This window comes from Zestomonas carbonaria (assembly GCF_904061905.1).
GTDB lineage: Bacteria > Pseudomonadota > Gammaproteobacteria > Pseudomonadales > Pseudomonadaceae > Aquipseudomonas > Aquipseudomonas carbonaria.
Genome location: NZ_CAJFCI010000039.1, coordinates 1 through 24,234, shown reverse-complemented (window position 1 = coordinate 24,234; position 24,234 = coordinate 1). Strand labels below are relative to the sequence as shown.

Genomic DNA, 24,234 nt, shown 5'->3' with positions numbered 1-24,234 from the left:
CTCCGGCGCGGGAACGATCATGCCGCCCGAGACCTTTGTCATTCCCGCGAACGCGGGAATCCAATATTCCCCCACGCCTGCACGTGGAGCGTAGGGTGCGCCGCGCGCACCAAAAATAGGTGGCGCCGTACGTTCCAGTGCACACGGCACACCCCGCTGTTCATTGGCTCCCGGCGTTCTCGGGGATGACGGGGCGGGGCCGCTCTTGGCCCCTTGGAGTGGGAGTGGTGATCGATGGCGGACGCGAGTATGGCCACCCGCGCCTATTCGCGGCAGGCCCGGCGTAGGCCGGGGTACGCGGTTGGACAGTGGGGCGATCCCTGGCCATAGCAAAGCCATCTCGCGCAGAATGACGTCTTTTCATAAGGAGAGGCACATGACAAGGAAGCCACAAGACCGGCCGCGCCTGCGGGGATGGGGATGGCTGTTGCTGGCCGGGCCGGCGATGGCGGCGGACGAGCCCTACCTGCAACTGGAAGCGCGCCTGGCGAGTGAACCCTATCAATGGACGCTGCCGGATGGCGAAGTCGTCCGCAAAGCGCTGGCGGACGATGCCGCCCGAATCGCCGTGGAGCGGCGGGATGGCCATGACGAGTACGTGCTGGAACTGCTGTGGGGCCGTTTCCCTGTACACGTGCCGCCGCGCTGCTGGCAGTTGCCGGCGGCGTCGTTCAAGGATTGCGCGACCGTCGGACCGCGCGAGGAAAGTGCCTTCCAGCACGAACAGCGGGAGACATTGCACAGCCGGTCTGAAGCCCGCCGACAGATCCGGAACACTCGCGTGGCGTGGGTCTTCGACGAGCTCCACAGCGACAAGGTCGCGAACCTGCTGGAGCAGGCCATCGCCGATGTGCGGGCTGGTCCGGGGCCGGCGGAACGGCCGTGGGCGCCGGACACTTTCCCGTGCGTCCGCCTGCCGGCGGAGTTGGCGGCGGCGCCGTCGCAACAGAGCCTGCCGTACGCGAAACTGAACGAGGGCGACGCCGATGCCGTCGCCACCTACGCGCAGGCGGCGCGCGACGGCAACTGGCGTGCCGGTGCCGGCTTGTTCGGCACCATGATGGCCGACGAGGACTGGGAGTCGGCGCAGGTGATCGTCGGCTGGCTGCTGCACAAGCGCGTCCCGGCCGGCTACAACAAGTTGGCCGACCTGCTGGCTGCCGCTGGCCAGTACGACGGCGCCAGCATGGACCCGCAGGCGCTGACCCTGGCATTGCGCATGCGCGCCGCCTCGCTGGGTGATCCGCTCGCGCAGTACGCCGTGGCCGAAGCCTGGACCAAGGCCGGCCACCAGGACGCGGCCGAACGCCTGCGCGCCTGTGCGATCGAGCAGAACCCGGCCCTCGCGCGGTAACCCCGCAAGCACCAGGCACGGGCCCGCGGAGATGACCGGACGGGCCCGAGCCTCGTGCCCCTGCGGCGCCTATGCCGATTGCCGCGGCCGCTGCCGGCCTTGCTGCCGTGCTTCGGCCGTCGCGATCCGGCCGCCAGTATTCCCGAGCCTTGACCACGGGCTATCCGGCGCGGGCCGGCCAACGAGCTCGGCCCATCCGCACCCGCTTTTGACCGAAATCCCCCTTTCCGCAAGGTCTGAATCCTGATTCACTGTTAAAAAATGAATCGGGATTCATTTCATGGCCTATCGCACTACCGCCGCCCGCCAGGACCGTGACCTGGAACTGCGCCAGCGCATTCTCGACTGCGCCCTGGCGCGGGTCGCCGAGGGTGGTTTCGCCGCGCTGACCATGCAGGCGCTGGCCGAGGACGCGGGGATCGCCACCGGCAGCCTGTACCGCCACTTCCGTGGCAAGGGCGAGCTGGCGGCGGAAGTCTTCGCCCGTGCCAGCCAGCACGAAGTCGACGCCCTGGCTGCCGTGCTGCGCACCCCCGGCCGGCCCGATGCGCGTCTGGCCGCTGGCCTGGAGCGTTTCGCCGCGCGTGCCTGGCACAGCCGCCGGCTGGCCTTCGCGCTGATCGCCGAGCCGGTCGATCCGGAAGTCGACGAACAGCGCCTGCTCTACCGCGAAGCCTATGCCGAACTGTTCGTCGAATTGCTGGAGGAGGGCGTGCGCGCCGGTGTCTTCCAGCTCGAACAGGTCGCCCTGGGCGCCGCCTGCCTGGTCGGCGCCATTGCCGAAGCCCTGGTCGGTCCGCTCTCGCCGCCCGCCCGCGCGGCGCGCGAACAGGGGCGGTCCGGCCCGGATCTGCCCGAAGTCAGCCGTACCCTGGTCACTTTCTGCCTGCGCGCCGTCGGCGCCAGCCTGCCCGCCGAGGAGAAACAACAATGAGCCTGAGCCACGAATACGCGGAAACCCACGAAGTCTTCAACCAGGTGCCGCCGCTGGATGGCGCCAACCTCTATCGCGTCGACCTGCCGTTGCAGGAATGGACCCGCCGTTTCGGCGGTGGCTGGGCCGAGTCGCGCATCGAAGCCTACGGCGCGCTGGCCGGCGGGCCGCTGATGGCCGCCGGCTTCCTTGCCAACGAGAACAAGCCGGTGTTCAAGAGCCATGACCGCTACGGCCATCGCATCGACCTGGTGGAATTCCACCCGGCCTACCACGAGCTGATGCGCACGGCGATCGAGCACGGCATCCCGTCCATGCCCTGGACCGATCCGCGCGCCGGCGCCCAGGTGGCCCGCGCGGCGATGAGCTACCTGCACAGCCAGGCCGAGGCCGGCACCGGCTGCCCGCTGACCATGACCTACGCCAGCGTGCCCGCGCTCAAGCTGCAGCCGGACCTCGCCGAAGCCTGGCTGCCGAAGATCCTCGCCACCGAATACGACCCGCGCAACGTGCCGATGAACCAGAAGGCCGGGGTCACCATCGGCATGGCGATGACCGAGAAGCAGGGCGGCACCGACGTCCGCGCCAACACCACCAAGGCGCACCCGGTGGGCATTCCGGGACCGGGCCAGGCCTACGAGCTGGTCGGCCACAAGTGGTTCTGCTCGGCGCCGATGTGCGACGCCTTCCTCACCCTGGCCTATACCGACAAGGGCCTGACCTGCTTCCTGCTGCCGCGGCACCGCCCGGACGGCACGCGCAACCAGTTCTACGTGCAGCGCCTGAAGAACAAGCTGGGCAACTGGTCGAACGCCTCCAGCGAGGTGGAGTTCCGCGGCGCGCTGGCCTGGATGGTCGGCGAGGAAGGCCGTGGCGTGCCGACCATCATCGAGATGGTCGCGCTGACCCGCTTCGACTGCATGGTCGGCTCCAGCGCGCTGATGCGCCAGGCGCTGACCCAGGCCGCGCACCATTGCGCGCACCGCAAGGTCGGCGGCCGGGTGCTCGCCGAGCAGCCGCTGATGCAGAACGTGCTGGCCGACCTGGCGCTGGAAAGCGAAGCGGCTCTGGCGCTGACCATGCGCATGGGCAAGGCGCTGGACAACCCGCACGACGAGCAGGAGGAGAAGTTCTCCCGCCTGGTCACCGCGATCGGCAAGTACTGGATCTGCAAGCGCGCGCCGGCGATGGTCAACGAGGCCGCCGAGTGCCTGGGCGGCGCCGGCTACGTCGAGGAGACCATCCTCCCGCGCCTGTACCGCGAGGCGCCGGTCAACTCCACCTGGGAAGGCTCGGGCAACGTGCAGTGCCTGGACGTGCTGCGCGCGCTGTCCAAGGAGCCCGGCGTGCTCGACGCACTGTTCGCCGAACTGGGCGACGGTCACGGCGACGCGCGCCTGGCCGCTTTCATCGGCAACCTCAAGGCCGGCTTCGCCGACACCGCCGACATCCAGTACCGTGCCCGCCAGCTCACCGAGGACGTCGCCGTGGCGCTGCAGGCCAAGCTGCTGCTGGAGGCCGGCAACAGCTCCGTCAGCGACGCCTTCATCGCCAGCCGCCTGGGCGGCCACGGCCGCGTCTACGGCACCCTGCCGCGCGGCGTGGATGTCGAGGCCCTGGTGGCGCGCTCGACGCCGCATCTGGTCTGAGCTCTTCCCGGATTTCATCCGGGCTATGCCGCTTGTCTCCCCTCTCCCTCCGGGAGAGGGGCCGGGGGTGAGGGCCGGAGCCGATAACAACCCCCGACCCCCAGGATCGTGAACGGACGTGCGGCTGGCGGGCAGCGGTCGAGCGGGCGCAAGATAGGCGCGTATTTCCCGCAAGGACGTTGCCCGTGACTGTCATCGCTTCCACCGAATTCATGGTCGCCGCCACCGCCGAGGAGGCGGTCGACCGTCTTACCCTGCTGCACAAGCGCGCCACCGAGGCGCTGAGCGGTGCGCTCAAGCGCTATCTCAAGGAGCGCACCCAGCCCAGCGCGGCCGAGCGCGCGATGTTCCGCTATCCCGAACTGCGCCTGACCTACCACTGCCAGGGCGAGGTGCCGAGCAGTACCCGCGCCTATGCCAAGGTCCAGGTGCCGGGCGGCTATGCCGTCACCATCACCCATCCGGAAGCGTTCCGTGGCTACCTGCTCGACCAGTTGCGGCCGCTGATGGAGGACTTCACGGTCACTGTCGAGGTCGGCCTCAGCCACCAGAACATCCCTTATCCCTACGTGGTCGAGCAGGGCGACGAACTGGCCGGTTCCGGGGTGACCGCCGCCGAACTGGCCAGGGTGTTCCCCAGCACCGACCTGTCCGCCGCCACCGACTCGGTGCCCGACGGCCTGCACGACTGGGAGAACGTCGACCCGATGCCGCTGGCGCTGTTCGACGCAGCGCGGGTGGATTTCTCCCTCAAGCGCCTCCAGCACTACACCGGCAGCGACTGGCGCCACGTGCAGCCGTGGATCCTGCTGACCAACTACCACCGCTACGTCGACCAGTTCATCCGCCACGGCCTGGCCCAGTTGCGCGACGACCCGCGCTTCGTGCGCATGGTGCTGCCCGGCAACGTGATCATCGAGCGCGGCACCTCCGAGGAGGACGCCCAGGCGGTGGCCGACGCGGTGGTCTGGCACCGCTACCAGATGCCGGCCTACCACCTGATCACCGCCGACGGCCATGGCGTCACCCTGATCAACATCGGCGTCGGCCCGTCCAACGCCAAGAACATCACCGACCACCTGGCCGTGCTGCGCCCGCACTGCTGGCTGATGATCGGCCACTGCGGCGGCCTGCGGCAGTCGCAGACCATCGGCGACTACGTGCTGGCCCACGCCTACATGCGCCGCGACGGCATCCTCGACCGCGTGTTGCCGCCGCACATCCCGCTGCCGGCGCTGGCCGAGGTTCAGCAGGCGTTGCAGGAGGCCGCCGCGCAGGTCACCGGCGAGCGCGGCGAGGCGCTCAAGCGGCGCCTGCGCACCGGCACCGTGCTGACCTACGACGACCGCAACTGGGAACTGCGCTGGGCCCAGGAGCGGCCGCTGATCAACCTTTCCCGCGCGGTGGCGGTGGACATGGAGAGCGGCACCATTGCCGCCCAGGGCTATCGCCTGCGGGTGCCCTACGGCACGCTGCTGTGCGTCTCGGACAAGCCGCTGCACAGCGAGATCAAGCTGCCCGGCGCGGCCGGCGCGTTCTACGAGCGGGCGGTGACCCAGCACCTGCACATCGGCATTGCCGCCCTCGATCTCCTGCGCAGCCAGCTCGACTCGCTGCACTCGCGCAAGCTGCGCAGCTTCGACGAGCCACCGTTCCGCTGAGCCTCAGAACCGCTCCTTTCGCCATTGCAACGGACTGATGCCGTGCCAGTGGCGGAAGGCGCGACTGAAGGCACTCTGCTCGGAATAGCCGAGCAGGGCGGCGATCTCGCCCAGCGGCAGGTGGGTGTCGCACAGGTAGCCTTCGGCCAATTGGCGGCGGGTATCGTCGAGTACCTGCTGGAAGCTCAGGCCGGTTTCGGCCAGGTGCCGCTGCAAGGTACGTGGGCTCCTGTGCAGGCGCTCGGCCAGGGCTTCGAGCTGGCCCCGTCCTTCGCGCAGCAGGGGAATCAGCGCCTGCTGGCACTGCTCGACCAGGCTGCCTCGCTGGCGGTGGTGCAGGTAACCCTCGGCTTGCTGGTCGAGCAGGGCCAGCAGCGCCGGATCGGTCTGGCGCATCGGCAGGGCCAGGTATTCGCTGGGCACGCGCAGGCGCGTGGCGCTCTGGGCGAAGCGCACCGGGCCACCGAAGAATGACTCGTAGGGACGGATGTCGGGCGGCGGCGGGTTGACGAAGTCCAGCCCCCGTACCCGCAACGATTGGCCGGTGAGGTTGCGCGCCAACTGCACCAGGGCGGCGAGGGCGACTTCGTCGACCAACTGGCCAGGACGTCCCTGTTCCACGCCCCATTCGATCTGCAGGCTGCCGTCGCGCTGGCTGAGCCGCGCCGGGTTGGCGTCGTAGATCAGGGAGTGGTAGCGCTCCAGGCGCAGCAGCGCCTCGCCCAGGTTCGGGCAGGCCAGGGCCGCGTAACCGGCCACGCCGAAGTGCCGTGGGCCGATGGTTTCGGCAATCCGCAGGCCCAGCGCCGGCTCGGCCAGCCGGTCGGCGGTGCGTTGCAGCAGGGCCTGCCAGTCGGCCATCGGCAGCAACCCGCCGGACGCCTGTGGCAGTTCTCCCAACAGGCTCTGCGGGGCCAGGCCGCGATTGTTCAGGTAGTCGTAGAGCAATTGGGCGTAGCTGGCGGCGATACGCATTTTTCGGACAACCTGGCGCGATTCGTCAAAAAGTCAGCGGGCTGTGTCAAGCCGGCCCATTTCCGTCGACGCACCATGTCTTGGAAGTGCAAACCACGACAAGAGGTGCCGAGCATGTCCGAACTGTTGGCCGGGTTGTGGGCGGAGGTGGACATCCGCCGTGACCTGCTGCTGATCATGACCCCACTGTTCATCTCCACCCTGGCGGCGGAGTGGCTGGCGATGCGCCGACGCGGAGTGTTCTGCCTGAAGGATTCGTTGTCGAGCCTGGCGCTGGGAGGCCTCTACCTGGTGGGCGACGCGCTGTTGGTGCTGTTTCTGGTGCTACCGATCTACCACCTGGCGTTCCATTTCCGTCTGCTCGAGTTCTCCATGGGGGCGTGGGCCTTCGTCGCCCTGTTCTTCGGCCTGGAGCTTTCCTATTACGCATTCCATAGGGCCAGCCATCGTATCCGCTGGTTCTGGGCGGCCCATGTGGTGCATCACTCCTCGGAGCACATGAACCTCACCACCGCCATGCGACAGAGCCTGTTCTACGGGGTGGCCGGCAATTGGCTGTTCTACCTGCCACTTGTGTGGCTGGGCTTCGCGCCCGAGTGGGTGCTGTTCATGCTGTCGGTGAGCCTGGGCTACCAGTACTTCATCCACACCCGGTCGGTGGAACGGCTGCCACGGGTGATCGAGTGGCTCTTCAACACGCCCTCCCACCACCGTGCCCACCACGGCCGCAACCCGCAGTACATAGATCGCAACTACGGCGGCATCCTGATCGTCTTCGACCGCTTGTTCGGCACCTTCGTCGAGGAGCGCGAGCCGGTGGAATACGGCATCCTGCGCCAGGTGCACAGCGTCAATCCGCTATGGCTGAACCTGCACGAGTGGGTGGACATGTTCCGCGACGTGGCGCGACCGGGGCCGTGGCGCCTGCGCCTGAAACACCTGTGGGCGCCGCCGGAGTGGCAGCGGCCCGACGAGGTGTGAAGGGGCATTCGCCCTCCTGGTAGGGTGGGTTTCAGCCCACCACCGGGGCTGTTTTCATTGGTGTGCTGAAGCGGAGCGCTGCCCGGCCCGACCTATGGGGTCCGTGGCCAGGGGCGGGACGTTCCACCGCTCGCCTGGCGCGGGCGTGCGGAAGGTGCCCGGGTCGACGCCGCGTTCGGCCAGCGCCTTGCTCAAGTCCCGTGGCGGGTCGAACTGGCCCTCGTCGGTGAGGCGGAAGGTGCCGAAGTGGATGGCCATGCTGTTCTGCGCTTCCAACTGCTGGTGGGCCTGCGCGGCGTCGTCCGGGTTCATGTGGTGGTCGCGCATGAACCAGCGCGGCTCGTAGGCGCCGATCGGCAAGGCGGCGAAGCGGAACGGCCCGAAGCGCTCGCGGATCAGGCGGAATTCCGGGCCGAGCCCGGTGTCGCCGGGGAACAGCACCGGGCCTTGGGGCGACTCGAAGACGAAGCCCAGCCACAAGGTGCGGTCGGTATCGCGGCGGCTGCGCGCCGACCAGTGCTGAACCGGAACCCCATGCAGGCGCAGGTCGCGGCCCAGGGGGAGTGCTTGCCACCAGTCCAGTTCGATCACCTCGGCGAAACCGCAGGCGCGGATCAGCTCGCCATTGCCCAGCCCGGTGATCGCCCGCGCGGCGGGGAAGCGGCGGGACAGCTCGCGCAGGCTCCACAGGTCGAGGTGGTCGTAGTGGTTGTGGCTGACCAGCACCAGGTCGATCGGCGGCAACTGGTCGAGGGCGAGCCCCGGCGGATGGTAGCGGCGCGGCCCGACGAAGCTGAACGGGCTGGCGCGCTTCGACCATAACGGATCGGTGAGGATGTTCAGGCCGTGCAACTGCAACAGGATGGTGGCGTGGTTGATGTAGGTGACGCACAACTCGTCGCCCACCACCCGTTCCCGGACGGGCGTCGCCGGGGCCGGTTGCGGAGCGATCCAGGGCGCCTGGCGCGGGCGTTCGAGCTGCCACCTGATAAGATCGCGCAGCCCCTTGTGCGGCGTTGACGCCAGGTTGCGGAAGCGCTGGCCGTCGAAGCTGTCGCTGGCCGGGCCGCGCCAGGGCCGGTCGAAGCCGAGCAGGGAGCGCAGGCTGAGAAGCCAGAGTGGAAGACGCTTGGTGGACATGGGTGTGCTCTTGCGGGAGGCCAATGCTCAACCTAGCATGGCCGCTTCGCGCTGCCAGCCGCTCGACACCTTTTGCAAACATGGCCCGTCCTCCGCGTTCCAGCTCCCGTCCCGCGCGTCCAGCGCCTCGCCGCGTGCCCAAGGCACAGCCGGCCGAGCCACGGCTGATCCTGCTCAACAAGCCGTTCGACGTGCTCACCCAGTTCAACGACGAGCAGGGCCGCGCGACTCTCAAGGATTTCGTGCCGGTGCCCGGCGTCTACCCGGCCGGGCGCCTGGACCGCGACAGCGAGGGCCTGCTGCTGCTGACCAACGATGGTCGCTTGCAGGCGCGCATCGCCGACCCGAAGCACAAGCTGGCCAAGACCTACTGGGTGCAGGTGGAGGGTGAGCCGGACGAGGCGCAGTTGCAGCGCCTGCGCGACGGCGTCGAACTGAACGACGGGCCGACCCTGCCGGCCGAGGCGCGGCTGATCGACACGCCCGAACTCTGGGAGCGCAACCCGCCGGTGCGTTTTCGCAAGAGTGTGCCGACCGCCTGGCTGGAGCTGACCATCCGCGAGGGCCGCAACCGCCAGGTGCGGCGGATGACCGCGGCGGTCGGCCTGCCGACGCTCAGGCTGGTGCGGGTGCGCATCGGCCCATGGGAGCTGGATGGACTGGCGCCGGGGGAGTGGAAGGACGTGCCGGCGCGGTTGCCGTAGGGGCTTTCTATCGGCTGGTGGATGTAAAAAGCGACATCCACCCTACGCGTCTTGCGCGGAGACAGTGGGTGAGAGTCCGAGCCGGCGCCATCTGCCGACTATTGGGTCCCCGCGTTCGCGGGGATGGCGGGGACACTGTGCGTTCCGCCGGCTCCGTCATGCCCGCGCATGCGGGAATCCAGTCTCGTAGGGTGGAAAACCGCGAAGCGTTTTCCACCGTCGGTCACGCCTCTCGTGTGCCCTGGGGCCGTTTTCAGTGGGGGATATCGCGAGCCAGTTCGATGAAGTAGCCGATGATCGGCTTGGCCAGGAAGGCGAACAGGCACAGGCCCAGGCCGAGGAACAGGATCGCGGTGCCCAGGCGGCCGGCCTTGGACTTCTTCGCCAGGTCCCAGATGATGAAGGCCATGAAGCAGATCAGTCCCCCGACCAGGACATACATCATCAGGGCTTCGAACTGTTCGGGTTCCATGGGGACCTCTTGCGGCAGCGGACAACGGGGCGGCGATTATACGCGCCCGAACCTCAACTGCGCAGGTGTTGCAGCGGCAGCTCGGTGCTGGAGACCACCTGGTCGAGGACGAAGCTGGAGCGCACGCTGGAAACGCCCTCGATGCGCGTGAGGGTGCCGAGCAGCAGCTTCTGGTAGTGATCCATGTCCGGCACCACCACCTTCAACTGGTAGTCGGCGTCCATCCCGGTCACCAGGCTGCACTCCAGCACTTCCGGGCACTGGCGGATCACCGACTGGAAGTGCTCGAAGCGTTCCGGGGTGTGGCGGTCCATGCCGATCAGCACGAAGGCGGTGAGGGACAGGCCGAGCTTCTTGCGGTCGAGCAGCGCCACCTGGCGGACGATGTAGCCGTCGTCCTCGAGCTGCTTGACCCGCCGCGAGCAGGGCGACGGCGACAGGCCGATGCGTTCGGCCAGCTCCTGGTTGGACAGGCGGGCGTCGTGCTGCAGTTCGGCGAGGATCTTCAGGTCGTAGCGGTCGAGTTTGTTCATGGTGGCGGGCGGCCTTGTCTTGAATTGCTCGATATCTTGCTATTCGAGTAAAAGATTGCGCAAGCGGTAAACTGCTCAGCAATCTTCGCAATCCCCTGTCGCGCCTGGGGGATTAATATTTCCCTCAGTTTCACGGCCCGGACATCCCGTCCACCCGGCCCGCCCAATCAGGCAGGTCGGCGCCGCCGGTCCTACAGGACCGCTCCGGCCCCCGGGTCCGCACCGCCCAACCAGGCGGGCGAGGAAAGCGGCGACACGATTGCCGGTACAGGACGAATACGCTGAAAGGGCGGCTCTCCAAGGAGGCCGCCCTTTTTGTTGGCGTGGGTTTAGGGGTGAGGGGCCGAGGCTTCGGCACAAAACACGCTCCTAGACCAACCCGCTCAGCCTCAACAGCCACCAGGCGAGGATCGCCACCTGCACGAAGAAGCCGGCGAAGCGCAGCCAGACGAACAGCGGCGAGGTGCTGATCAGGTGCGCCAGCGACTGGAACAGCCGGGCGCCGAGCAGGGTGCAGGCCAGTGGATCGGTGATCGCGGTCTGCCCGGCGTGCAGCGCGTAGAGCAGCACGGCGGCCTGCAGCGGGAGGTTTTCCAGGCAGTTGGCGTGGGCCCGCGCCAGGCGCTGGCCGAAGCCGGGCAGGTTGCTGCCGTCGGGGGCGAAGGCGTTGACCGCCATCTTGCCGGTCAGGACCAGCAGGCCGCGCTGGTTGACGATCAGCAGGGCGAGAAGCAGGGCCCAGGCGACCAGGCCGAGAAGGGCTATCGCGGACGGGGAAAGGGACATGTACGGCTCCTTGGTCTTGTTGTCGTGAGGAGAAGCCGGGCCAGTCTAGAGGGTTTAGAGTAAAAGCTCTAGTTTTCGCGAGCCGCTCGCCCGGGAGCACCGACCGGGTCGGTATGCACCAGCACCTCGGCGCGCGGATAAACCTTGTGGATCGCCTCGGCGGCCCGCTGGCCAAGGGCGTGCGCGGTGACCAGCGGCATGTCGCCGGGCAGTTCGACATGCATCTGCACGAACCAGCGGCTGCCGGACACCCGGGTGCGCAGGTCGTGCACGCCGAGCACGCCGGGCACCGCGCTGGCCAGTTCGTGCATCCGGGTGCCGACGTCCGTCGGCAGCTCTTCGTCCATCAGCACGGAAACCGCTTCGCGGGCGATGCTCACCGCGCTCCACAGGATGTAGGCGGCGATGCCCAGGCCGAACAGGGCGTCCGCGTGGGCGACGCCGAAGCCGGTGAGCAGCAGGGCGACCAGGATGCTGCCGTTGAGCAGCAGGTCGGAGCGGTAGTGCAGGGAGTCGGCGCGGATCGCCGTGGAGCCGGTCAGGCGGATCACCCGGCGCTGGAACAGCAGCAGGACGACGGTCAGCGCCAGGGCCAGCAGCATCACCGCGATGCCCACTTCCGTGGCCTCCAGGGGCTGCGGTCGTCGCAGGCGCTCGAATGCCTGGATGCCGATCAGCACCGCGCTGCCAGCGATGAACAGCGACTGGGCCATGGCCGCCAGCGCCTCGGCCTTGCCGTGGCCGTAGCGGTGGTCGTCATCCGCGGGGCGCAGGGCGTAGCGCACCGCCAGCAGGTTGAGGAAGGAGGCGACCGCGTCGAGCAGCGAGTCGGTAAGGCCGGCGAGCAGGCTCACCGCGCCGCTCAGCCACCAGGCCACGCCCTTGGCGAGGACCAGCACGCAGGCCACCGTCAGCGAGGCGAGGGTGGCCTGGCGCAGCAGGCGGGCATGTTCGCGGCTGGTCAGCGGCATGCCAGCTCCGGAGTGAAGTAGATGTAGTCGAGCACCGGTGCGGGGCGGCCCATGGCGGTCAGGGCCGCGCTGGCCTGGCCGCGATGGTGGCTGCCGTGGTTGACCAGGTGCGAGACGATGTCGGCGAGCATGCGTTGTTGCGCGCCGTTGGTAACGCTCTGGTAGTACAGGGTCTGGCCCAGTTCAGTGTCGCTGCGGTCCGCCAGCCAGCGTTGCCAGCCGTCCACTCCTTCGGCGAGATAGTGCGAAAGGGCGGGCAGGTCGGGTGCCGTCTCGGCGTCCAGGCGGTCGAAGGGCTGCGGTTCGCCGAGTACTCGCGCCAGCCACAGGCGGTCGGCCACCGCCATGTGATTCAGCGTGCTGTGCAGACTGCCGAAGAACAGCCCGCACGGGCGGCGATAGTCGGCATCGTCCAGTTCGGAGCAATGGGTCAGCAGGCGCTGGTATGCCCAGCCGTGGTAAGCCAGCAGGCGCTGCAGGTGGGTGCCCAGCGGCCCGGCCGTGCTCATGCCCTGGACTGCAGGCCGTAGGCGGCCAGTTGTTGCAGGCTGCCGCGTTGTTCGAGCAGTTGCGGGTCGTCGAACGGCAGGCTGTGGCCGGTTTCGCTTTCGATCAGCGCCTTGAGTTGCTGTCTGTCGACCTGGCCGTCTGCGCCGATGGTCTGTTGCAGCTTGCCCGGGTCGACCTGCGCGGTCTGTCCTTCGGGCAGGTAGATGGCGCCGGTGGCGAAGTCGATGCCGAAGGCGATCAGCCCGGGGATCACGTAGAACAGGATGCCGATGGCGTTCAGGGCGGCGATCACCGGGTCGATCCGGCCCTCGATCTGGCCCCGGCGGTCGGGGTAGAACAGGGTGCCGCAGGCGGAGAGTTGAGTGGTCAGGGCGATGGTGAGTACGCCGCCGATGAATCGGGACTGCATGCGCATGGATTCCTCCTGATAGTGTCGCGCCACTATACCAATCGGCTTGTGACAAAGCGCCTCGTCGATGCCGGGCGCGCGCAGTTTCGACCACGGCGAGCGGCTGGCGGTTCGCCGCTATAATCGCCGGCTCTGTCGCTGGAGTCCCCATGATCGCCCTGCCCATAGATGCCGTCCTGCCCGAACTGCGCGGCGCCCTCGTCGCCCGTGACGAAGTGGTGCTCGAAGCGCCGCCCGGCGCCGGCAAGACCACCCGCGTGCCGCTGGCCCTGCTCGACGAGCCCTGGCTGGCCGGGCAGTCCATCCTGATGCTCGAGCCGCGCCGGCTGGCCGCCCGCGCCGCCGCCGAACGGCTGGCCAGCGAGCTGGGCGAGAAGGTCGGCGAGACGGTGGGCTACCGCATCCGCCTGGACAGCAAGGTCGGCCCGCGCACGCGCATCGAGGTGGTCACCGAGGGCATCCTCGCCCGCCGCTTGCAGGACGACCCGGCGCTGGAAGGCGTCGGCCTGGTGATCTTCGACGAATTCCACGAACGCAGCCTGGACGCCGACCTGGCCCTGGCGCTGACCCTCAACGGCCGCGAGCTGCTGCGCGACACGCCGCTGAAGGTGCTGCTGATGTCCGCGACCCTGGAGGGCGAGCGGCTTGCGGCGTTGCTCGGCGATGCCCCGGTGGTGCGCAGCGAAGGCCGCATGTTCCCGGTGGATACCGTCTGGGGCGCGCCTTTCCAGCCCGGCGAAGCGATCGAGCCGCGCGCCGTGCAGGCCGTGTCGCAGGCGCTGGCCGAGCAGCCCGGCAGCCTGCTGGTGTTCCTGCCCGGCCAGGCGGAGATCCGCCGCGTCGAGGAGCGCCTGGCCGAGCAACTGGACGGTCGCGCCGACGTCCTCCTGTGTCCGCTGCACGGCGAGCTGGACCTGGCCGCCCAGCGCGCGGCCATCGAGCCGGCGCCGGCCGGCAAGCGCAAGGTGGTGCTGGCCACCAACATCGCCGAGACCAGCCTGACCATCGACGGTGTGCGCGTGGTGGTGGACGCCGGCCTGGCGCGGGTGCCGCGCTTCGACCCGGGCAGCGGCATGACCCGCCTGGCCACCCAGCGCATCTCGCGGGCCAGCGCCACCCAGCGCGCCGGCCGCGCCGGTCGCCTGGAGCCCGGTGTCTGCTACCGGCTGTGGTCGCAGGCCCAGCACGAACAACTGGCCGCCCACGACAGCGCGGAAATCCTCCAGGCCGACCTGGCCGGGCTGGCCCTGCAACTGGCGCGCTGGGGCGTGAAGCCGGACGACTTGCTGTGGCTCGACCCGCCGCCGGCCGCCGCCCATGCCCAGGCGTGCGACTTGCTGACTCGGCTCGGCGCGCTCGACGGGCGCGGCGTGCTGACCGCCCACGGCCAGGCGATGAGCCTGTTGCCGGCCCATCCGCGCATCGCTCACTTGCTGCTGCGCGGCAAGGCGCTGGGGCTTGGCGAACTGGCCTGCGAAGTCGCCGCGCTGCTCGGCGAACGCGACATCCAGCGCGGCGGCGGGGCCGACCTGCACAACCGCATCGACCTGCTGCATGCCGGGCGGGGTTCGGGCAGCGTACAGCGGGTGCGGCAACTGGCCCGCCAGTTCCGGGGGCTGCTGCCCAGGGCGGTGGACGAGGCGGTCGCCGATCCCGGGCACCCGCGCTGGCTCGGCGCCTTGCTGGCCTTCGCCTATCCCGACCGTATCGCCCGCCAGCGCCGCGCCGGGGGCGCCGACTACCGACTGGCCAACGGCCGCGCCGCGCAGTTCGCGGAAGCCGACGCGCTGATGAAGCACGAATGGCTGGTGATCGCTGACCTCGGCAGCCGCCAGGGCCAGCGCGAGGAACGCATCTACCTGGCCGTCGATCTCGACCCGGCGCTGTTCGACTCGGTGCTCGCCGAGCAGGTGACGGTGCGCGACGAGCTGGACTGGGACGAGCGCGAGGGCGTGCTGCGCGCCGAGCGCCAGCGCCGGGTCGGCGAGCTGGTGCTGTCCCGCGAGCCGTTGCCGGCGCTGGACGAGGAGGCGCGTAGCCGGGCGCTGCTCGGACTGGTGCGGCGCAAGGGCCTGGAGCTGCTGCCGTGGACGCCGTACCTGCGCCAGTGGCAGGCACGGATCGCCTTGCTGCGCCGCCTCGACCTGGCGGAGAAGGGCGCCAGCGACTGGCCGGATGTCTCCGACGCGGCGCTGCTGGCGAGCCTGGAGGACTGGCTGTTGCCCTGGCTGGGCAAGGTCAGCCGGATCAGCCATTTCGCCGCCCTGGACCTGGCCGGTATCCTCGCCGGGTTGCTGCCCTGGCCGCTGCCGCAGCGCCTCGACGAGCTGGCGCCGACCCACCTGGCGGTGCCGTCCGGCTCGCGGATCGCCATCGACTACGCCGAGGAGCCGCCGGTGCTGGCGGTGCGCTTGCAGGAGCTGTTCGGCCTGGCCGAGACGCCGCGCATCGCCGGCGGCCGGCAGATCGTCAAGCTGCACCTGTTGTCCCCGGCGCGCCGTCCGGTGCAGGTGACCCAGGACCTGGCGAGCTTCTGGGCGAACACCTACGCCGAGGTGAAGAAGGACCTCAAGGGCCGCTATCCCAAGCACTACTGGCCGGACGACCCGCTGGTCGCCGAACCGACGTCGCGGGCCAAGCCGCGGCGCTAGGTTCTGTCGAGAACTGCCTGGGGAGTTGGGGGTGGTTGGATAGTCCGGCCCTCACCCTAACCCTCTCCCAGTGGGAGAGGGGGACTGGACGGTGTAGCGGTCGGGGCCTCGTGCCTGATCCAGAGGCCTTGGCTTACGGGATGGCGCGCAGGTCTTCGCCTTCGGCCCGCAGCGCCTCGTAGGCGTTGTCCAGGTCGCGCAGCAGGCGTTCCGCGCCGGGCTGGTGGCGCGATACCAGGAAGTACACCGGAAGGCGCAGCAGTTCGACGTGCTGCGGCGTCGGCACGTCCAGCTCCTCGGCGGCGCTGTCGACGGCGATGGCGTAGTCGAGCAGGTAGTCGCCCCGGTGGCGCAGCAGCATTTCCAGCGCCGAGCGGTGGGTGCGGGTGCGGTGCTGGACGATCCGCAGGCCGGGGTCGTCCAGGTAGCGGGAGATGCCGGGGAAATAGTTGTAGCCGCTGAGCATCACCAGCGAACGGCCTTTCAGGTCGTCCGGCAGGTTGGGGCGGGGCGTGTCGGGGCGGTAGTAGAGGTTGAGCACCACTTCGGCGAGGCGGCTGCGACCGCTCAGCACATGCTCGCCGAGCTGCTCCTTGGCCGGTCCTGGCCAGACCTGCACGCTGCCGTCCTGCAGGCCCGCGTAGATGCGCGCGCTGGGCAGCGCGCGGGTTTCCAGCGGGTAGCCGGCCCGCTGGAACACCTTGCGCACGACCTCGACCATCGGCCCCTGCGGGCGCCCGTCGGCGTCGGTGTAGATAGAGGGCGGGAAGTCGTAGAAACCGACCATCACCGGTGTGGCGGCGGGATCGGCGAAGCCTTGGTGCGCGCACAGGGCGAGCAGGGCCAACAGCAGGCGGGCGGATTTCAGCATGGGCACCGTTGCGGCGTGTCGCCGTCTTATTGTCGGAATCGCCAGCGCAGTATGTGCAGTGGCCTGGCGTTTGGCCAGCCCACCAGAGGTGTGGTTCGTCAGTTCGGCGCCGGCAGCAGGAAACGGCCGATCAGCGGCAGGTGGTCGGATATCTGCAAGGTGTCGCGCTGCCGCACGTTGGCGTCCAGGCGGATCAGTTGCGAGCTGTGGAACAGGTAGTCGAGGGTGCGGTCCGGCGCCTGGACGCGCGGGTCGTTGGGGAAGTGGGTGTACCAGGCGGCCTGCCCGCTGCCCCCGCTCTCGGACTGGCTGGGGATCACCGGGTAGCGTTCGGTGAGCAGGGCCTGTTCTCCGTCGGCGGAGTAGCCGGCGCGCTGCCGCAGGTCCAGGCGCTGGTATTGGCCGGGCGGCAGCAGCTCGAGGTCGCCGCCGAACACCCAGGGGGTCTTTTCCGCTTCCAGCCGGTCGAGCAGGTCTCGGCTCATCTCCACCTGGCGGCGCAGGGTGTCGTCGCCCTGGACGAAGCTGTCCAGGTGGGTGTTGATCACCGCCAGCCGGCCGCCGCCGCGCACCGGCAGGTAGTTGAGTTGCAGCGCGCGCTTGAGGCCGAACTGGCGGCTGAGCGGGTCGGCGGGGAGCTGCGGCAGTTGCAGGCGTTCGGCGCGTTCGATGCGGAAGCGGCTGAGGGTGGCGAGCTTCATGCCGACGCTGCCGAGGATCTTCGGATGCGGCACGAACGCGGCCTGCCAGTAGAACGCCTGGGTGCTGCAGGGGTAGAGGTCGCTGATGCGTTCGTTCAGCAGGGCGAGCTGGTCCTGGTAGTCGCTGGCCCGGGCGCCGTCGTGCAGTTCCTGCAGCAGTACCAGGTCCGGCGCTTCGTCGCGGATAACCCGGGCCACCTCGTCCAGGGTGTAGGCCAGGTCGGCAGCGGTCGGGCGCAGGTCGGGGCCGCTGCCGTCGGGCAGGTCGTGCCAGAACAGGTAGCGCTTGCCGGCCAGGTACTGCACGTTCCAGGTCATCAGCTTGAGCGCCTGGCCGGGTTGCAGTTCCGGCGCCTGGGCGGTGCAGGCGACCGCCAGTTCCTCGCGCGCCGACGGGTGCCAGGTCAGGCTGTAGACCAGGGCGGCGAGGCTGGTGGCGACGATCAGCAGGCTGAGGAGGATCGGGCGAAGGATGCGCGGCATGGGCTGGGCTTTGAGGGCTTGGGCTATGCTGAAAGTCGAAGAGCATACCTGACAGCCCGTCACGAGGCATGCGCCGATGACCGAGCCTGTGATCGCCCAACGCGGTCCCTACGGAGTGGAGGTGACCGCTGGGAAGGATTATTTCTGGTGCCGCTGTGGACGCAGCGCCAGCCAGCCGTTCTGCGACGGCTCGCACAAAGGCACCGGGATCACTCCGCTGAAATACCACGCCGAGCAGGATGACCTGGTGTTCTTCTGCGGCTGCAAGCACACCCATACGCCGCCGCTCTGCGACGGCACCCACAACGGACTGTAGAGGCCGGGAGCCCATGTACCGCAAGGTGTTCGCCAACAAGGTGTTCGAACGCAAGGTGGTGGTGGTGACAGGCGGCTGCTCCGGCATCGGTCGCGCCCTGGTGCTGCGCATGGCCCAGGCCGGTGCGCGGCTGGCGATCCTCGACCTCGACCAGCACGAGTTGGACAGCCTGGTGCGCCACCTGGCCGACCACCTCAACGCCGAGGCCATCGGCCTGCGCTGCGACGTGGCCGACCCGGAGGACGTGAACCGCGCCATGGAGCGGGTGCTGGAGCGTTTCGGCGGCATCGACATGCTGGTCAACAACGCCGGCATCACCCACCGCAGCACCTTCGCCGAGACCGACCTGCGGGTGTTCCAGCGAGTCATGGCGGTCAACTACTTCGGCGCCCTGCATTGCACCAAGGCGGCGCTGTCCAGCCTGCTCGAACGCCAGGGACAGATCGTCGTGCTCAGTTCGCTGTCCGGCTTCACCCCGCTGCTCTACCGCAGCGCCTACAACGCCAGCAAGCACGCCCTGCACGGCTTGTTCGACACGCTGCGCTACGAGATCAAGGGCTCGGGGGTGAACGTGATGCTGGTCTGCCCCGGCTTCACCGCCACCGACCTGCGCAAGAACGCCCTGGTCGCCGACGGCTCGGTGACCCGCCATCCGCCGCTGGCGATCGGCAAGGTGGCGGCGCCGCAGGATGTCGCCGAGGCGATCTACCAGGGCGCGCTGCGCCGCCGGCGCCTGCTGGTGCTGTCCAACATCGACTGGCGTGCGCGGCTCCTCGCCCGCTACTTTCCGCGCCTGTTCGAGCGGGTGCTGCTGCCGCGCATCTCCGGGCTGAAACCGTAGTTCACTCCAGGGAGCTGTCCCAGAACGCCGCTTCGATCTTGTGGCCGTCGAGGTCGCGGACGAAGCAGCCGTAGTAGGGCGCGCCGTATTCCTCGCGTGGGCCGGGGGCGCCGTCGGCCTGGGCGCCGGCCGCCAGGGCGGCCTGGTAGAAGGCGTCAACGGCGGCCTTGTCGAGGGCGATGAAGCCGAAGTGGGTGCCGTTGCCGAGGCTCGCCGGCTGGCCGTCGATGGGCGTCTGCACCCAGAACTCCGGGAACTGGCGGCCGTAGGCCACGGCGCCGGGATGGGCCATGATCCGCGTGCAGCCGAGGGTGGCGAGGACCTGGTCGTAGAAGGCGGTGGCGCGGTCGAACTGGTTGGTGCCGATGGACACGTGGGAAAGGATGCTCGGCGGGATGTCGGTCATGGGGGCTTCCTCCTGGAAAGAGCCCCATAACCCTAGTCCAGTCTTCAGAAGGCGTTCGGCCTGGCCAGCATGAACAGCCGGAACACCACCACGCTGGCGAACAGTTGCAGGAAGCCGCGCACGCAGTCGATCAGCAGCGGCAGCAGGCTTTCGCCCGGCACGCCGAACAGCGGGGACACCCGCCAGTCGAACGCCCACAGCGGCACCATCACCGCCAGCACGCAGAACAGGATGCGCCAGAAGTGCCCGGTGGTCAGCCGGAAGCTTTCGCGCAGTGCCGACAGCGGAGTCTGCCGGTCGAGCACCAGCAGGTACTCGGCGAAGGCCAGCTTGATCATCACCCACAGCCCTGGCAGCAGGAACATCGAGGCGCCGAGCATGATCAGCAGGCTGCTCAGCGCGGTGAGCAGGGCGAGGCGCGGCCAGAGGTACAGGGCCATGGCCAGCAGGTCGCGATTGCCCTGCTCGACGCCACGGGTGCGGCTGTCGAGGAAGAGGATCAGCGCGGCGGTGTACATCGGGTAGAACACCAGGCCGACGAGCAGGTCGGCGTAGGGCGGCGCCGTGTCGCCGAGGCTGACCACCAGCCAGTAGCGGGCCAGGCATTCGAGCGCCACCAGCGGCAGGCAGAGCCGGGCGATGGCGCCCAGGTTGCGGCTGAAGAAGTACCAGGAGTCGCGAAGGATCGGCAGCGGGTTCATTGACGGTCGGTGGCAGAGAGACAGGGGCGCCACTTTAGCCGATGGGCATCCAGGCTCCAAACCAGGCGTGTCGGCGGGCGGCCCGCGATGAGGGCTGCCCCGTAGGGTGCGCCGCGCGCACCGAGTGGGGCCCGACCTCTTCCGTTTCCGGCGGGACGCCTTGCCGGCTTCAAGGTAAACGGTGCGCGCGGCGCACCCTACCAGGCCGTGCGGTAGGCGTGCACCGGGTTGGGCAGGGCGTCGATCAGCCGGCGCAGGTCGGCGGTGGCCACTTCCAGGGTGAAGGTCGGCGGGCCGGGCGAGTAGATCAGGTAGTCGTGGTCGAACAGCGCCTGGTCGACGATCAGCGCGATCTCTTCGACATGTCCGAACGGGCAGGCGCATTGCGGCACGCAGCCGGTCAGCTCGACCAGTTCGGCGTCGCTGGCGATGCTCGGCCGGGCGCCGAGCAGGGCCTTCAGTTGCGCCCAGTCGGCGCGGGCGTTCTCCAGGGTCACCAGCATGGCGTGGCGGCCGCCCTTGAGGCGCAGGAACAGGCTCTTGCTCTCCACCCCGTGCAGGCCGAAGCGCTCGCGCACGGCGTGGGCGGTGGGATAGTCGAGCACCGCTTCGTGCTCCACCTGGCGATAGGGGATGGCGTGGCGTTCGAGCAGGGCGAGGTTGCGGGCGTGCAGGGACATTGAGCGTGACAATCGGGGCGACAGGGGCCGCGATGATAACCCGCTTGCGGCATACTGCCGCCTCCACCCGCCTACGAGGACATGCCGGTGAAGAAAATCGCCGTATTCGCCGATGTGCAGAACCTCTACTACACCGTGCGCCAGGCCCATGGCTGTCATCTCGACTATGCTGCGTTGTGGGCGGACATCTCCCTGCGCGGGCAGATCGTCGAGGCCCATGCCTACGCCATCGAGCGTGGCGACGCCAAGCAGCAGCAGTTCCAGCAGATTCTCCGCAACCTCGGCTTCACCGTGAAGCTCAAGCCCTTCATCCAGCGCAGCGACGGTTCGGCCAAGGGCGACTGGGACGTCGGCATCACCATCGACGTGCTCGACGCCGCGCCGCGTGTCGATGAAGTGGTGCTGGCTTCCGGCGACGGCGACTTCGCCATCCTGCTGGACAAGGTGCGCGCCAGCCACGGCATCGAGGCCACGGTGTACGGCGTGCCGAGCCTGACCGCCCAGGCGCTGGTGCGTGCCGCCAGCCGCTATGTGCCGATCGAGGGGGCGTTGCTGCTGCGGCATTGAGGCGGTTGGGTTGCCCGGCAACTCTTGATTGGACTCCCGCGTGCGCGGGAGTGACGGGGCGACACGATGTGGGAGAGAGGGCGTGGCCGGGCGGGTTGCGGGCCTATCGAGTAAACTGGCGCACTTTTCCGCTTTCGGTTGCCCACCATGACTTTCGCCTCCCTCGGCCTGATCGACCCGCTCCTGCGCGCGCTCGACGCCCTCGGCTACCAGACCCCGACCCCCGTGCAGACGCAGGCGATTCCCGCCGTGCTGGCCGGCCGCGACCTGATGGCCGCCGCGCAGACCGGCACCGGCAAGACCGCCGGCTTCGCCCTGCCGCTGTTGCAACGGCTGACGCTGGAAGGCCCGCAGGTGGCCAGCAATTCGGTGCGCGCGCTGGTGCTGGTACCGACCCGCGAACTGGCCGAGCAGGTGCACGAGAGTTTCCGTCAGTACGGCCAGTTCCTGCCGCTGCGTACCTACGCGGTGTACGGCGGGGTGAGCATCAATCCGCAGATGATGAAGCTGCGCAAGGGCGTCGACCTGCTGGTCGCCACGCCGGGACGCTTGCTCGACCTGCACCGGCAGAACGCCGTGAAGTTCGGCCAGGTACAGGCGCTGGTCCTCGACGAGGCCGACCGCATGCTCGACCTGGGCTTCGCCGAGGAGCTGCGCGGTCTCTACGCCGCCCTGCCGAAGCGGCGGCAGACCCTGCTGTTCTCGGCGACCTTCTCCGAACCCATCCGCCTGCTCGCCGGGCAGATGCTCGATGAGCCGCTGAGCATCGAGGTCAGCCCGCGCAACGTCGCCGCCGGCAGCGTCGAGCAGCGGGTGATTCCGGTGGACAAGAAGCGCAAGTCCGAATTGTTCCTGCACCTGCTGCGCGAGCGGCGCTGGGGCCAGGTGCTGGTGTTCGCCAAGACCCGCAAGGGCGTCGACCAGTTGTGCGAGACGCTGGAGGCCGAAGGCGTCAGTGTCGACGGCATCCACGGCGACAAGCCGCAGGCCACCCGCCTGCGCGCGCTGGAACGCTTCAAGGCCCGCGAAGTGCAGGTGCTGGTGGCCACCGACGTGGCGGCGCGCGGCCTGGACATCGACGACCTGCCGCTGGTGGTCAACCTCGACCTGCCGATCAACGCCGAGGACTACGTGCACCGCATCGGCCGCACCGGCCGCGCCGGCGCCAAGGGCAAGGCGGTGTCGCTGGTCTGTGCCGACGAGGTGCAACTGCTGGCGGCCATCGAGGTGCTGATCCGCCAGACCCTGCGCCGCGACGAGGAGCCGGGGTTCGAGCCGGACCACCGGGTGCCGCAGACCGATGCCAGTGGGCAGATCCTGAAAAAGCCGAAGAAACCCAAGAAGCCCAAGACCACCGGCGCCAAGGCCGCCCTGGGGCGATGGGTGGAAAGCGAGGCGCCGGCCAGGCCGCAGGTCAAGGCGGTGCGCAAGGTGCCGAGTTTCAATACGGGGCCGAGGAAGAAAAAGCCGTAGGCGGGAGGGGGAGGGGGTGCGGTTGTTCTGGACTCCGCCCCTCACCCCCCTCAAATATTCTGCGCAATCCGCCAAAGCACCCCGCTGGGATCGAAGACGATGAAGTCGCGCATGCCCCAGGGCTGGTCCTGGGGCGGTATCAGGCGCACGCCGTAGCGCTCGGCCAGATCGGCCTTTTGCACCTGTTCCCACCAGGCATCCACGTCTTCCACCAGCAGGTGCATCATGCAGTTCTCCGCCCAGTCCTTCACGTAGAGGTCTTGCAGCAGGAAGGCGCAGTGGTCGCCGTGGCTGAAGTAGGCCAACTGTTCGTCGGACCAGCCGGGGGTGAAGCCCAGGTCGCGGTAGAAGCGCTGGCTGAGCTGGAAGTCCCTGGCGGGGACGAAGGTCTTGAGTTCGACGCTGTTCAGGTTGGCCATGAGTGTTCCGTGGGGATGGGTGTCAGTGCGCCAGGCGGGCGTCCAGGCTGTTCTGGGCGAGGCGTCTGGCCTGGCCTTCGGTCATGCCCAGGTGTTCGTGCAGCGCGGCGAAGTTCTCGGTGACGTAGCCGCCGAAATAGGCCGGGTCGTCCGAGTTCACCGTGACCTTCACGCCCGCTTCGAGCATGTCGAGGATGTTGTGTTCGCGCATGTGCTCGAACACGCAAAGCTTGGTGTTGGACAGCGGGCAGACGGTCAGCGGGATCTGCTCGTCGATCAGCCGTTGCATCAGCTTCGGGTCCTCGGCGGAGCGCACGCCGTGGTCGATGCGCTTGACCTTGAGCAGGTCCAGCGCCTCCCAGATGTACTCGGGCGGGCCTTCCTCGCCGGCGTGGGCCACCGCCGGCAGGCCCTCGCTGCGCGCCTTGGCGAACACCCGCTCGAACAGGCGCGGCGGGAAGCCTTTCTCCGAGCTGTCCAGGCCGACGGCGATGAAGGCGTCGCGGTAGGGCAGCGCCTGTTCCAGGGTCTGGAACGCGGCCTCTTCCGGCAGGTGGCGCAGGAAGCTGAGGATCAGGCCGCTGCCGATGCCGAGCCGGTCGCGGCCGTCCTTGAGCGCCTGCTGGATGCCGTTCAGCACCACCTCGAAGGGAATGCCCCGGTCGGTGTGGGTCTGCGGGTCGAAGAAGGGTTCGGTGTGGACGACGTTCTGTTCCTTGCACTTTTGCAGGTAGGCCCAGGTCAGGTCGTAGAAGTCCTGCTCGGTGCGCAGCACGTCGGCGCCCTGGTAGTAGAGGTCGAGGAATTCCTGGAGGTTGTTGAAGGCGTAGGCGCGGCGCAGGGTCTCCACGTCCGCCCAGGGCAGGGCGATCTTGTTGCGCTCGGCCAGGGCGAACAGCAGCTCGGGCTCCAGCGAGCCTTCCAGGTGCATGTGCAGTTCGGCCTTGGGCAGGGCGTTGAGCCAGTCGTACATGGGGATGTTCTCGTTGTCAGGCTGTATCGGGGGGGAGTTTAGCGGTGGCCTGGGGTGGTTGTCGTTTCGGGGG

26 protein-coding genes are annotated in these 24,234 nt (G+C 68.7%); 11 read left to right on the top strand and 15 right to left on the bottom strand.

Annotated features, from left to right (window positions below; translation table 11 throughout):
• Positions 1 to 376: 376 nt before the first annotated feature.
• From PSEWESI4_RS09435 to amn, 4 genes are all read left to right on the top strand, one after another.
• Positions 377 to 1,354 carry a Rho GTPase-activating protein gene (locus tag PSEWESI4_RS09435; RefSeq protein WP_187670948.1) on the top strand — a complete coding sequence of 326 codons (978 nt, stop codon included), beginning with the start codon at positions 377 to 379 and terminating at the stop codon, positions 1,352 to 1,354.
• Positions 1,355 to 1,634: 280 nt separating this feature from the next.
• A complete protein-coding gene (locus PSEWESI4_RS09430; RefSeq protein ID WP_187670947.1) occupies positions 1,635 to 2,288 on the top strand; it encodes a TetR/AcrR family transcriptional regulator in 654 nt (217 codons plus the stop codon).
• A complete protein-coding gene (locus PSEWESI4_RS09425; protein ID WP_187670946.1) occupies positions 2,285 to 3,937 on the top strand; it encodes an acyl-CoA dehydrogenase family protein in 1,653 nt (550 codons plus the stop codon). The genes PSEWESI4_RS09430 and PSEWESI4_RS09425 overlap by 4 nt, the downstream gene beginning before the upstream one ends.
• A 212-nt stretch (positions 3,938 to 4,149) precedes the next feature.
• Entirely contained in the window at positions 4,150 to 5,598 is a 1,449-nt protein-coding gene (gene amn, locus PSEWESI4_RS09420; protein ID WP_187671085.1) for an AMP nucleosidase, read from the top strand.
• 3 nt (positions 5,599 to 5,601) lie between these two features.
• Here amn and PSEWESI4_RS09415 read toward each other — a convergent pair whose 3' ends face one another.
• A complete protein-coding gene (locus tag PSEWESI4_RS09415; RefSeq protein ID WP_187670945.1) occupies positions 5,602 to 6,573 on the bottom strand; it encodes an AraC family transcriptional regulator in 972 nt (323 codons plus the stop codon).
• A gap of 114 nt (positions 6,574 to 6,687) precedes the next feature.
• Between PSEWESI4_RS09415 and PSEWESI4_RS09410 the strand changes: the two genes are divergently transcribed.
• Positions 6,688 to 7,554 carry a sterol desaturase family protein gene (locus PSEWESI4_RS09410; protein ID WP_187670944.1) on the top strand — a complete coding sequence of 289 codons (867 nt, stop codon included), beginning with the start codon at positions 6,688 to 6,690 and terminating at the stop codon, positions 7,552 to 7,554.
• 54 nt (positions 7,555 to 7,608) lie between these two features.
• On the opposite strand, the gene PSEWESI4_RS09405 is transcribed toward PSEWESI4_RS09410, so the two are convergent.
• Positions 7,609 to 8,694: an MBL fold metallo-hydrolase gene (locus PSEWESI4_RS09405; protein ID WP_187670943.1), complete on the bottom strand. Its 1,086-nt coding sequence runs from the start codon at positions 8,692 to 8,694 to the stop codon at positions 7,609 to 7,611.
• A gap of 80 nt (positions 8,695 to 8,774) precedes the next feature.
• Between PSEWESI4_RS09405 and PSEWESI4_RS09400 the strand changes: the two genes are divergently transcribed.
• Entirely contained in the window at positions 8,775 to 9,398 is a 624-nt protein-coding gene (locus tag PSEWESI4_RS09400; protein ID WP_456243210.1) for a pseudouridine synthase, read from the top strand.
• A gap of 253 nt (positions 9,399 to 9,651) precedes the next feature.
• On the opposite strand, the gene PSEWESI4_RS09395 is transcribed toward PSEWESI4_RS09400, so the two are convergent.
• The 6 genes from PSEWESI4_RS09395 to PSEWESI4_RS09370 all read right to left on the bottom strand — a co-directional run bounded on the left by PSEWESI4_RS09395 (position 9,652) and on the right by PSEWESI4_RS09370 (position 13,085).
• Positions 9,652 to 9,870, bottom strand: a complete 219-nt coding sequence (locus tag PSEWESI4_RS09395) for a DUF2788 domain-containing protein (protein ID WP_187670941.1) — start codon at positions 9,868 to 9,870, stop codon at positions 9,652 to 9,654.
• Positions 9,871 to 9,923: 53 nt separating this feature from the next.
• On the bottom strand, positions 9,924 to 10,403 hold the full coding sequence (locus PSEWESI4_RS09390; RefSeq protein WP_187670940.1) for an Lrp/AsnC family transcriptional regulator: 480 nt from the start codon (positions 10,401 to 10,403) through the stop codon (positions 9,924 to 9,926).
• A gap of 369 nt (positions 10,404 to 10,772) precedes the next feature.
• Positions 10,773 to 11,189: an MAPEG family protein gene (locus tag PSEWESI4_RS09385; protein WP_187670939.1), complete on the bottom strand. Its 417-nt coding sequence runs from the start codon at positions 11,187 to 11,189 to the stop codon at positions 10,773 to 10,775.
• 68 nt (positions 11,190 to 11,257) lie between these two features.
• The gene (locus tag PSEWESI4_RS09380; RefSeq protein ID WP_187670938.1) at positions 11,258 to 12,160 is read right to left on the bottom strand and encodes a cation diffusion facilitator family transporter; all 903 of its coding nucleotides are present in this window, start codon (positions 12,158 to 12,160) and stop codon (positions 11,258 to 11,260) included.
• Positions 12,151 to 12,669, bottom strand: coding sequence for a DinB family protein (locus PSEWESI4_RS09375; RefSeq protein ID WP_187670937.1), 519 nt, complete (start codon positions 12,667 to 12,669; stop codon positions 12,151 to 12,153). The genes PSEWESI4_RS09380 and PSEWESI4_RS09375 overlap by 10 nt, the downstream gene beginning before the upstream one ends.
• Positions 12,666 to 13,085, bottom strand: a complete 420-nt coding sequence (locus PSEWESI4_RS09370; protein WP_187670936.1) for a polyribonucleotide nucleotidyltransferase — start codon at positions 13,083 to 13,085, stop codon at positions 12,666 to 12,668. The genes PSEWESI4_RS09375 and PSEWESI4_RS09370 overlap by 4 nt, the downstream gene beginning before the upstream one ends.
• 143 nt (positions 13,086 to 13,228) lie before the next feature.
• Here PSEWESI4_RS09370 and hrpB point away from each other — a divergent pair, with 143 nt between their 5' ends.
• Positions 13,229 to 15,730 carry an ATP-dependent helicase HrpB gene (gene hrpB, locus PSEWESI4_RS09365; protein WP_187670935.1) on the top strand — a complete coding sequence of 834 codons (2,502 nt, stop codon included), beginning with the start codon at positions 13,229 to 13,231 and terminating at the stop codon, positions 15,728 to 15,730.
• Between the two features lie 133 nt (positions 15,731 to 15,863).
• On the opposite strand, the gene PSEWESI4_RS09360 is transcribed toward hrpB, so the two are convergent.
• Both PSEWESI4_RS09360 and PSEWESI4_RS09355 read right to left on the bottom strand, forming a co-directional pair.
• Positions 15,864 to 16,601: a substrate-binding periplasmic protein gene (locus tag PSEWESI4_RS09360; protein WP_187670934.1), complete on the bottom strand. Its 738-nt coding sequence runs from the start codon at positions 16,599 to 16,601 to the stop codon at positions 15,864 to 15,866.
• Between the two features lie 98 nt (positions 16,602 to 16,699).
• Positions 16,700 to 17,785: an endonuclease/exonuclease/phosphatase family protein gene (locus tag PSEWESI4_RS09355; protein WP_187670933.1), complete on the bottom strand. Its 1,086-nt coding sequence runs from the start codon at positions 17,783 to 17,785 to the stop codon at positions 16,700 to 16,702.
• Positions 17,786 to 17,861: 76 nt separating this feature from the next.
• Between PSEWESI4_RS09355 and PSEWESI4_RS09350 the strand changes: the two genes are divergently transcribed.
• Positions 17,862 to 18,101, top strand: a complete 240-nt coding sequence (locus PSEWESI4_RS09350) for a CDGSH iron-sulfur domain-containing protein (RefSeq protein WP_187670932.1) — start codon at positions 17,862 to 17,864, stop codon at positions 18,099 to 18,101.
• A gap of 13 nt (positions 18,102 to 18,114) precedes the next feature.
• A complete protein-coding gene (locus tag PSEWESI4_RS09345; protein ID WP_187670931.1) occupies positions 18,115 to 18,942 on the top strand; it encodes an SDR family oxidoreductase in 828 nt (275 codons plus the stop codon).
• Position 18,943: 1 nt separating this feature from the next.
• On the opposite strand, the gene PSEWESI4_RS09340 is transcribed toward PSEWESI4_RS09345, so the two are convergent.
• From PSEWESI4_RS09340 to PSEWESI4_RS09330, 3 genes are all read right to left on the bottom strand, one after another.
• The gene (locus PSEWESI4_RS09340; protein ID WP_187670930.1) at positions 18,944 to 19,348 is read right to left on the bottom strand and encodes a VOC family protein; all 405 of its coding nucleotides are present in this window, start codon (positions 19,346 to 19,348) and stop codon (positions 18,944 to 18,946) included.
• A gap of 44 nt (positions 19,349 to 19,392) precedes the next feature.
• Entirely contained in the window at positions 19,393 to 20,049 is a 657-nt protein-coding gene (locus PSEWESI4_RS09335) for a hypothetical protein (RefSeq protein WP_187670929.1), read from the bottom strand.
• A 197-nt stretch (positions 20,050 to 20,246) separates the two neighbouring features.
• Entirely contained in the window at positions 20,247 to 20,729 is a 483-nt protein-coding gene (locus tag PSEWESI4_RS09330) for a YbaK/EbsC family protein (RefSeq protein WP_235978909.1), read from the bottom strand.
• 81 nt (positions 20,730 to 20,810) lie between these two features.
• Between PSEWESI4_RS09330 and PSEWESI4_RS09325 the strand changes: the two genes are divergently transcribed.
• Positions 20,811 to 21,296: a LabA-like NYN domain-containing protein gene (locus tag PSEWESI4_RS09325; protein ID WP_187670927.1), complete on the top strand. Its 486-nt coding sequence runs from the start codon at positions 20,811 to 20,813 to the stop codon at positions 21,294 to 21,296.
• A 147-nt stretch (positions 21,297 to 21,443) separates the two neighbouring features.
• The gene (locus PSEWESI4_RS09320) at positions 21,444 to 22,769 is read left to right on the top strand and encodes a DEAD/DEAH box helicase (RefSeq protein WP_187670926.1); all 1,326 of its coding nucleotides are present in this window, start codon (positions 21,444 to 21,446) and stop codon (positions 22,767 to 22,769) included.
• Between the two features lie 50 nt (positions 22,770 to 22,819).
• Here the strand turns inward: PSEWESI4_RS09320 and PSEWESI4_RS09315 are convergent, their stop codons facing one another.
• Together PSEWESI4_RS09315 and PSEWESI4_RS09310 are read right to left on the bottom strand one after the other, a co-directional pair.
• On the bottom strand, positions 22,820 to 23,188 hold the full coding sequence (locus PSEWESI4_RS09315; protein ID WP_187670925.1) for a VOC family protein: 369 nt from the start codon (positions 23,186 to 23,188) through the stop codon (positions 22,820 to 22,822).
• A 22-nt stretch (positions 23,189 to 23,210) separates the two neighbouring features.
• The gene (locus tag PSEWESI4_RS09310) at positions 23,211 to 24,161 is read right to left on the bottom strand and encodes an adenosine deaminase (protein WP_187670924.1); all 951 of its coding nucleotides are present in this window, start codon (positions 24,159 to 24,161) and stop codon (positions 23,211 to 23,213) included.
• Between the last annotated feature and the right edge of the window lie 73 nt (positions 24,162 to 24,234).

What these genes read in the sequence shown, in the direction of transcription:
- PSEWESI4_RS09435 (WP_187670948.1), top strand. Translation starts at nt 377, where the DNA reads ATGACAAGGAAGCCACAAGACCGGCCGCGCCTGCGGGGATGGGGATGG.
- PSEWESI4_RS09430 (WP_187670947.1), top strand. Translation starts at nt 1,635, where the DNA reads ATGGCCTATCGCACTACCGCCGCCCGCCAGGACCGTGACCTGGAACTG.
- PSEWESI4_RS09425 (WP_187670946.1), top strand. Translation starts at nt 2,285, where the DNA reads ATGAGCCTGAGCCACGAATACGCGGAAACCCACGAAGTCTTCAACCAG.
- amn (WP_187671085.1), top strand. Translation starts at nt 4,150, where the DNA reads ATGGTCGCCGCCACCGCCGAGGAGGCGGTCGACCGTCTTACCCTGCTG.
- PSEWESI4_RS09415 (WP_187670945.1), bottom strand. Translation starts at nt 6,573, where the DNA reads ATGCGTATCGCCGCCAGCTACGCCCAATTGCTCTACGACTACCTGAAC.
- PSEWESI4_RS09410 (WP_187670944.1), top strand. Translation starts at nt 6,688, where the DNA reads ATGTCCGAACTGTTGGCCGGGTTGTGGGCGGAGGTGGACATCCGCCGT.
- PSEWESI4_RS09405 (WP_187670943.1), bottom strand. Translation starts at nt 8,694, where the DNA reads ATGTCCACCAAGCGTCTTCCACTCTGGCTTCTCAGCCTGCGCTCCCTG.
- PSEWESI4_RS09400 (WP_456243210.1), top strand. Translation starts at nt 8,775, where the DNA reads ATGGCCCGTCCTCCGCGTTCCAGCTCCCGTCCCGCGCGTCCAGCGCCT.
- PSEWESI4_RS09395 (WP_187670941.1), bottom strand. Translation starts at nt 9,870, where the DNA reads ATGGAACCCGAACAGTTCGAAGCCCTGATGATGTATGTCCTGGTCGGG.
- PSEWESI4_RS09390 (WP_187670940.1), bottom strand. Translation starts at nt 10,403, where the DNA reads ATGAACAAACTCGACCGCTACGACCTGAAGATCCTCGCCGAACTGCAG.
- PSEWESI4_RS09385 (WP_187670939.1), bottom strand. Translation starts at nt 11,189, where the DNA reads ATGTCCCTTTCCCCGTCCGCGATAGCCCTTCTCGGCCTGGTCGCCTGG.
- PSEWESI4_RS09380 (WP_187670938.1), bottom strand. Translation starts at nt 12,160, where the DNA reads ATGCCGCTGACCAGCCGCGAACATGCCCGCCTGCTGCGCCAGGCCACC.
- PSEWESI4_RS09375 (WP_187670937.1), bottom strand. Translation starts at nt 12,669, where the DNA reads ATGAGCACGGCCGGGCCGCTGGGCACCCACCTGCAGCGCCTGCTGGCT.
- PSEWESI4_RS09370 (WP_187670936.1), bottom strand. Translation starts at nt 13,085, where the DNA reads ATGCGCATGCAGTCCCGATTCATCGGCGGCGTACTCACCATCGCCCTG.
- hrpB (WP_187670935.1), top strand. Translation starts at nt 13,229, where the DNA reads ATGATCGCCCTGCCCATAGATGCCGTCCTGCCCGAACTGCGCGGCGCC.
- PSEWESI4_RS09360 (WP_187670934.1), bottom strand. Translation starts at nt 16,601, where the DNA reads ATGCTGAAATCCGCCCGCCTGCTGTTGGCCCTGCTCGCCCTGTGCGCG.
- PSEWESI4_RS09355 (WP_187670933.1), bottom strand. Translation starts at nt 17,785, where the DNA reads ATGCCGCGCATCCTTCGCCCGATCCTCCTCAGCCTGCTGATCGTCGCC.
- PSEWESI4_RS09350 (WP_187670932.1), top strand. Translation starts at nt 17,862, where the DNA reads ATGACCGAGCCTGTGATCGCCCAACGCGGTCCCTACGGAGTGGAGGTG.
- PSEWESI4_RS09345 (WP_187670931.1), top strand. Translation starts at nt 18,115, where the DNA reads ATGTACCGCAAGGTGTTCGCCAACAAGGTGTTCGAACGCAAGGTGGTG.
- PSEWESI4_RS09340 (WP_187670930.1), bottom strand. Translation starts at nt 19,348, where the DNA reads ATGACCGACATCCCGCCGAGCATCCTTTCCCACGTGTCCATCGGCACC.
- PSEWESI4_RS09335 (WP_187670929.1), bottom strand. Translation starts at nt 20,049, where the DNA reads ATGAACCCGCTGCCGATCCTTCGCGACTCCTGGTACTTCTTCAGCCGC.
- PSEWESI4_RS09330 (WP_235978909.1), bottom strand. Translation starts at nt 20,729, where the DNA reads ATGTCCCTGCACGCCCGCAACCTCGCCCTGCTCGAACGCCACGCCATC.
- PSEWESI4_RS09325 (WP_187670927.1), top strand. Translation starts at nt 20,811, where the DNA reads ATGCCGGTGAAGAAAATCGCCGTATTCGCCGATGTGCAGAACCTCTAC.
- PSEWESI4_RS09320 (WP_187670926.1), top strand. Translation starts at nt 21,444, where the DNA reads ATGACTTTCGCCTCCCTCGGCCTGATCGACCCGCTCCTGCGCGCGCTC.
- PSEWESI4_RS09315 (WP_187670925.1), bottom strand. Translation starts at nt 23,188, where the DNA reads ATGGCCAACCTGAACAGCGTCGAACTCAAGACCTTCGTCCCCGCCAGG.
- PSEWESI4_RS09310 (WP_187670924.1), bottom strand. Translation starts at nt 24,161, where the DNA reads ATGTACGACTGGCTCAACGCCCTGCCCAAGGCCGAACTGCACATGCAC.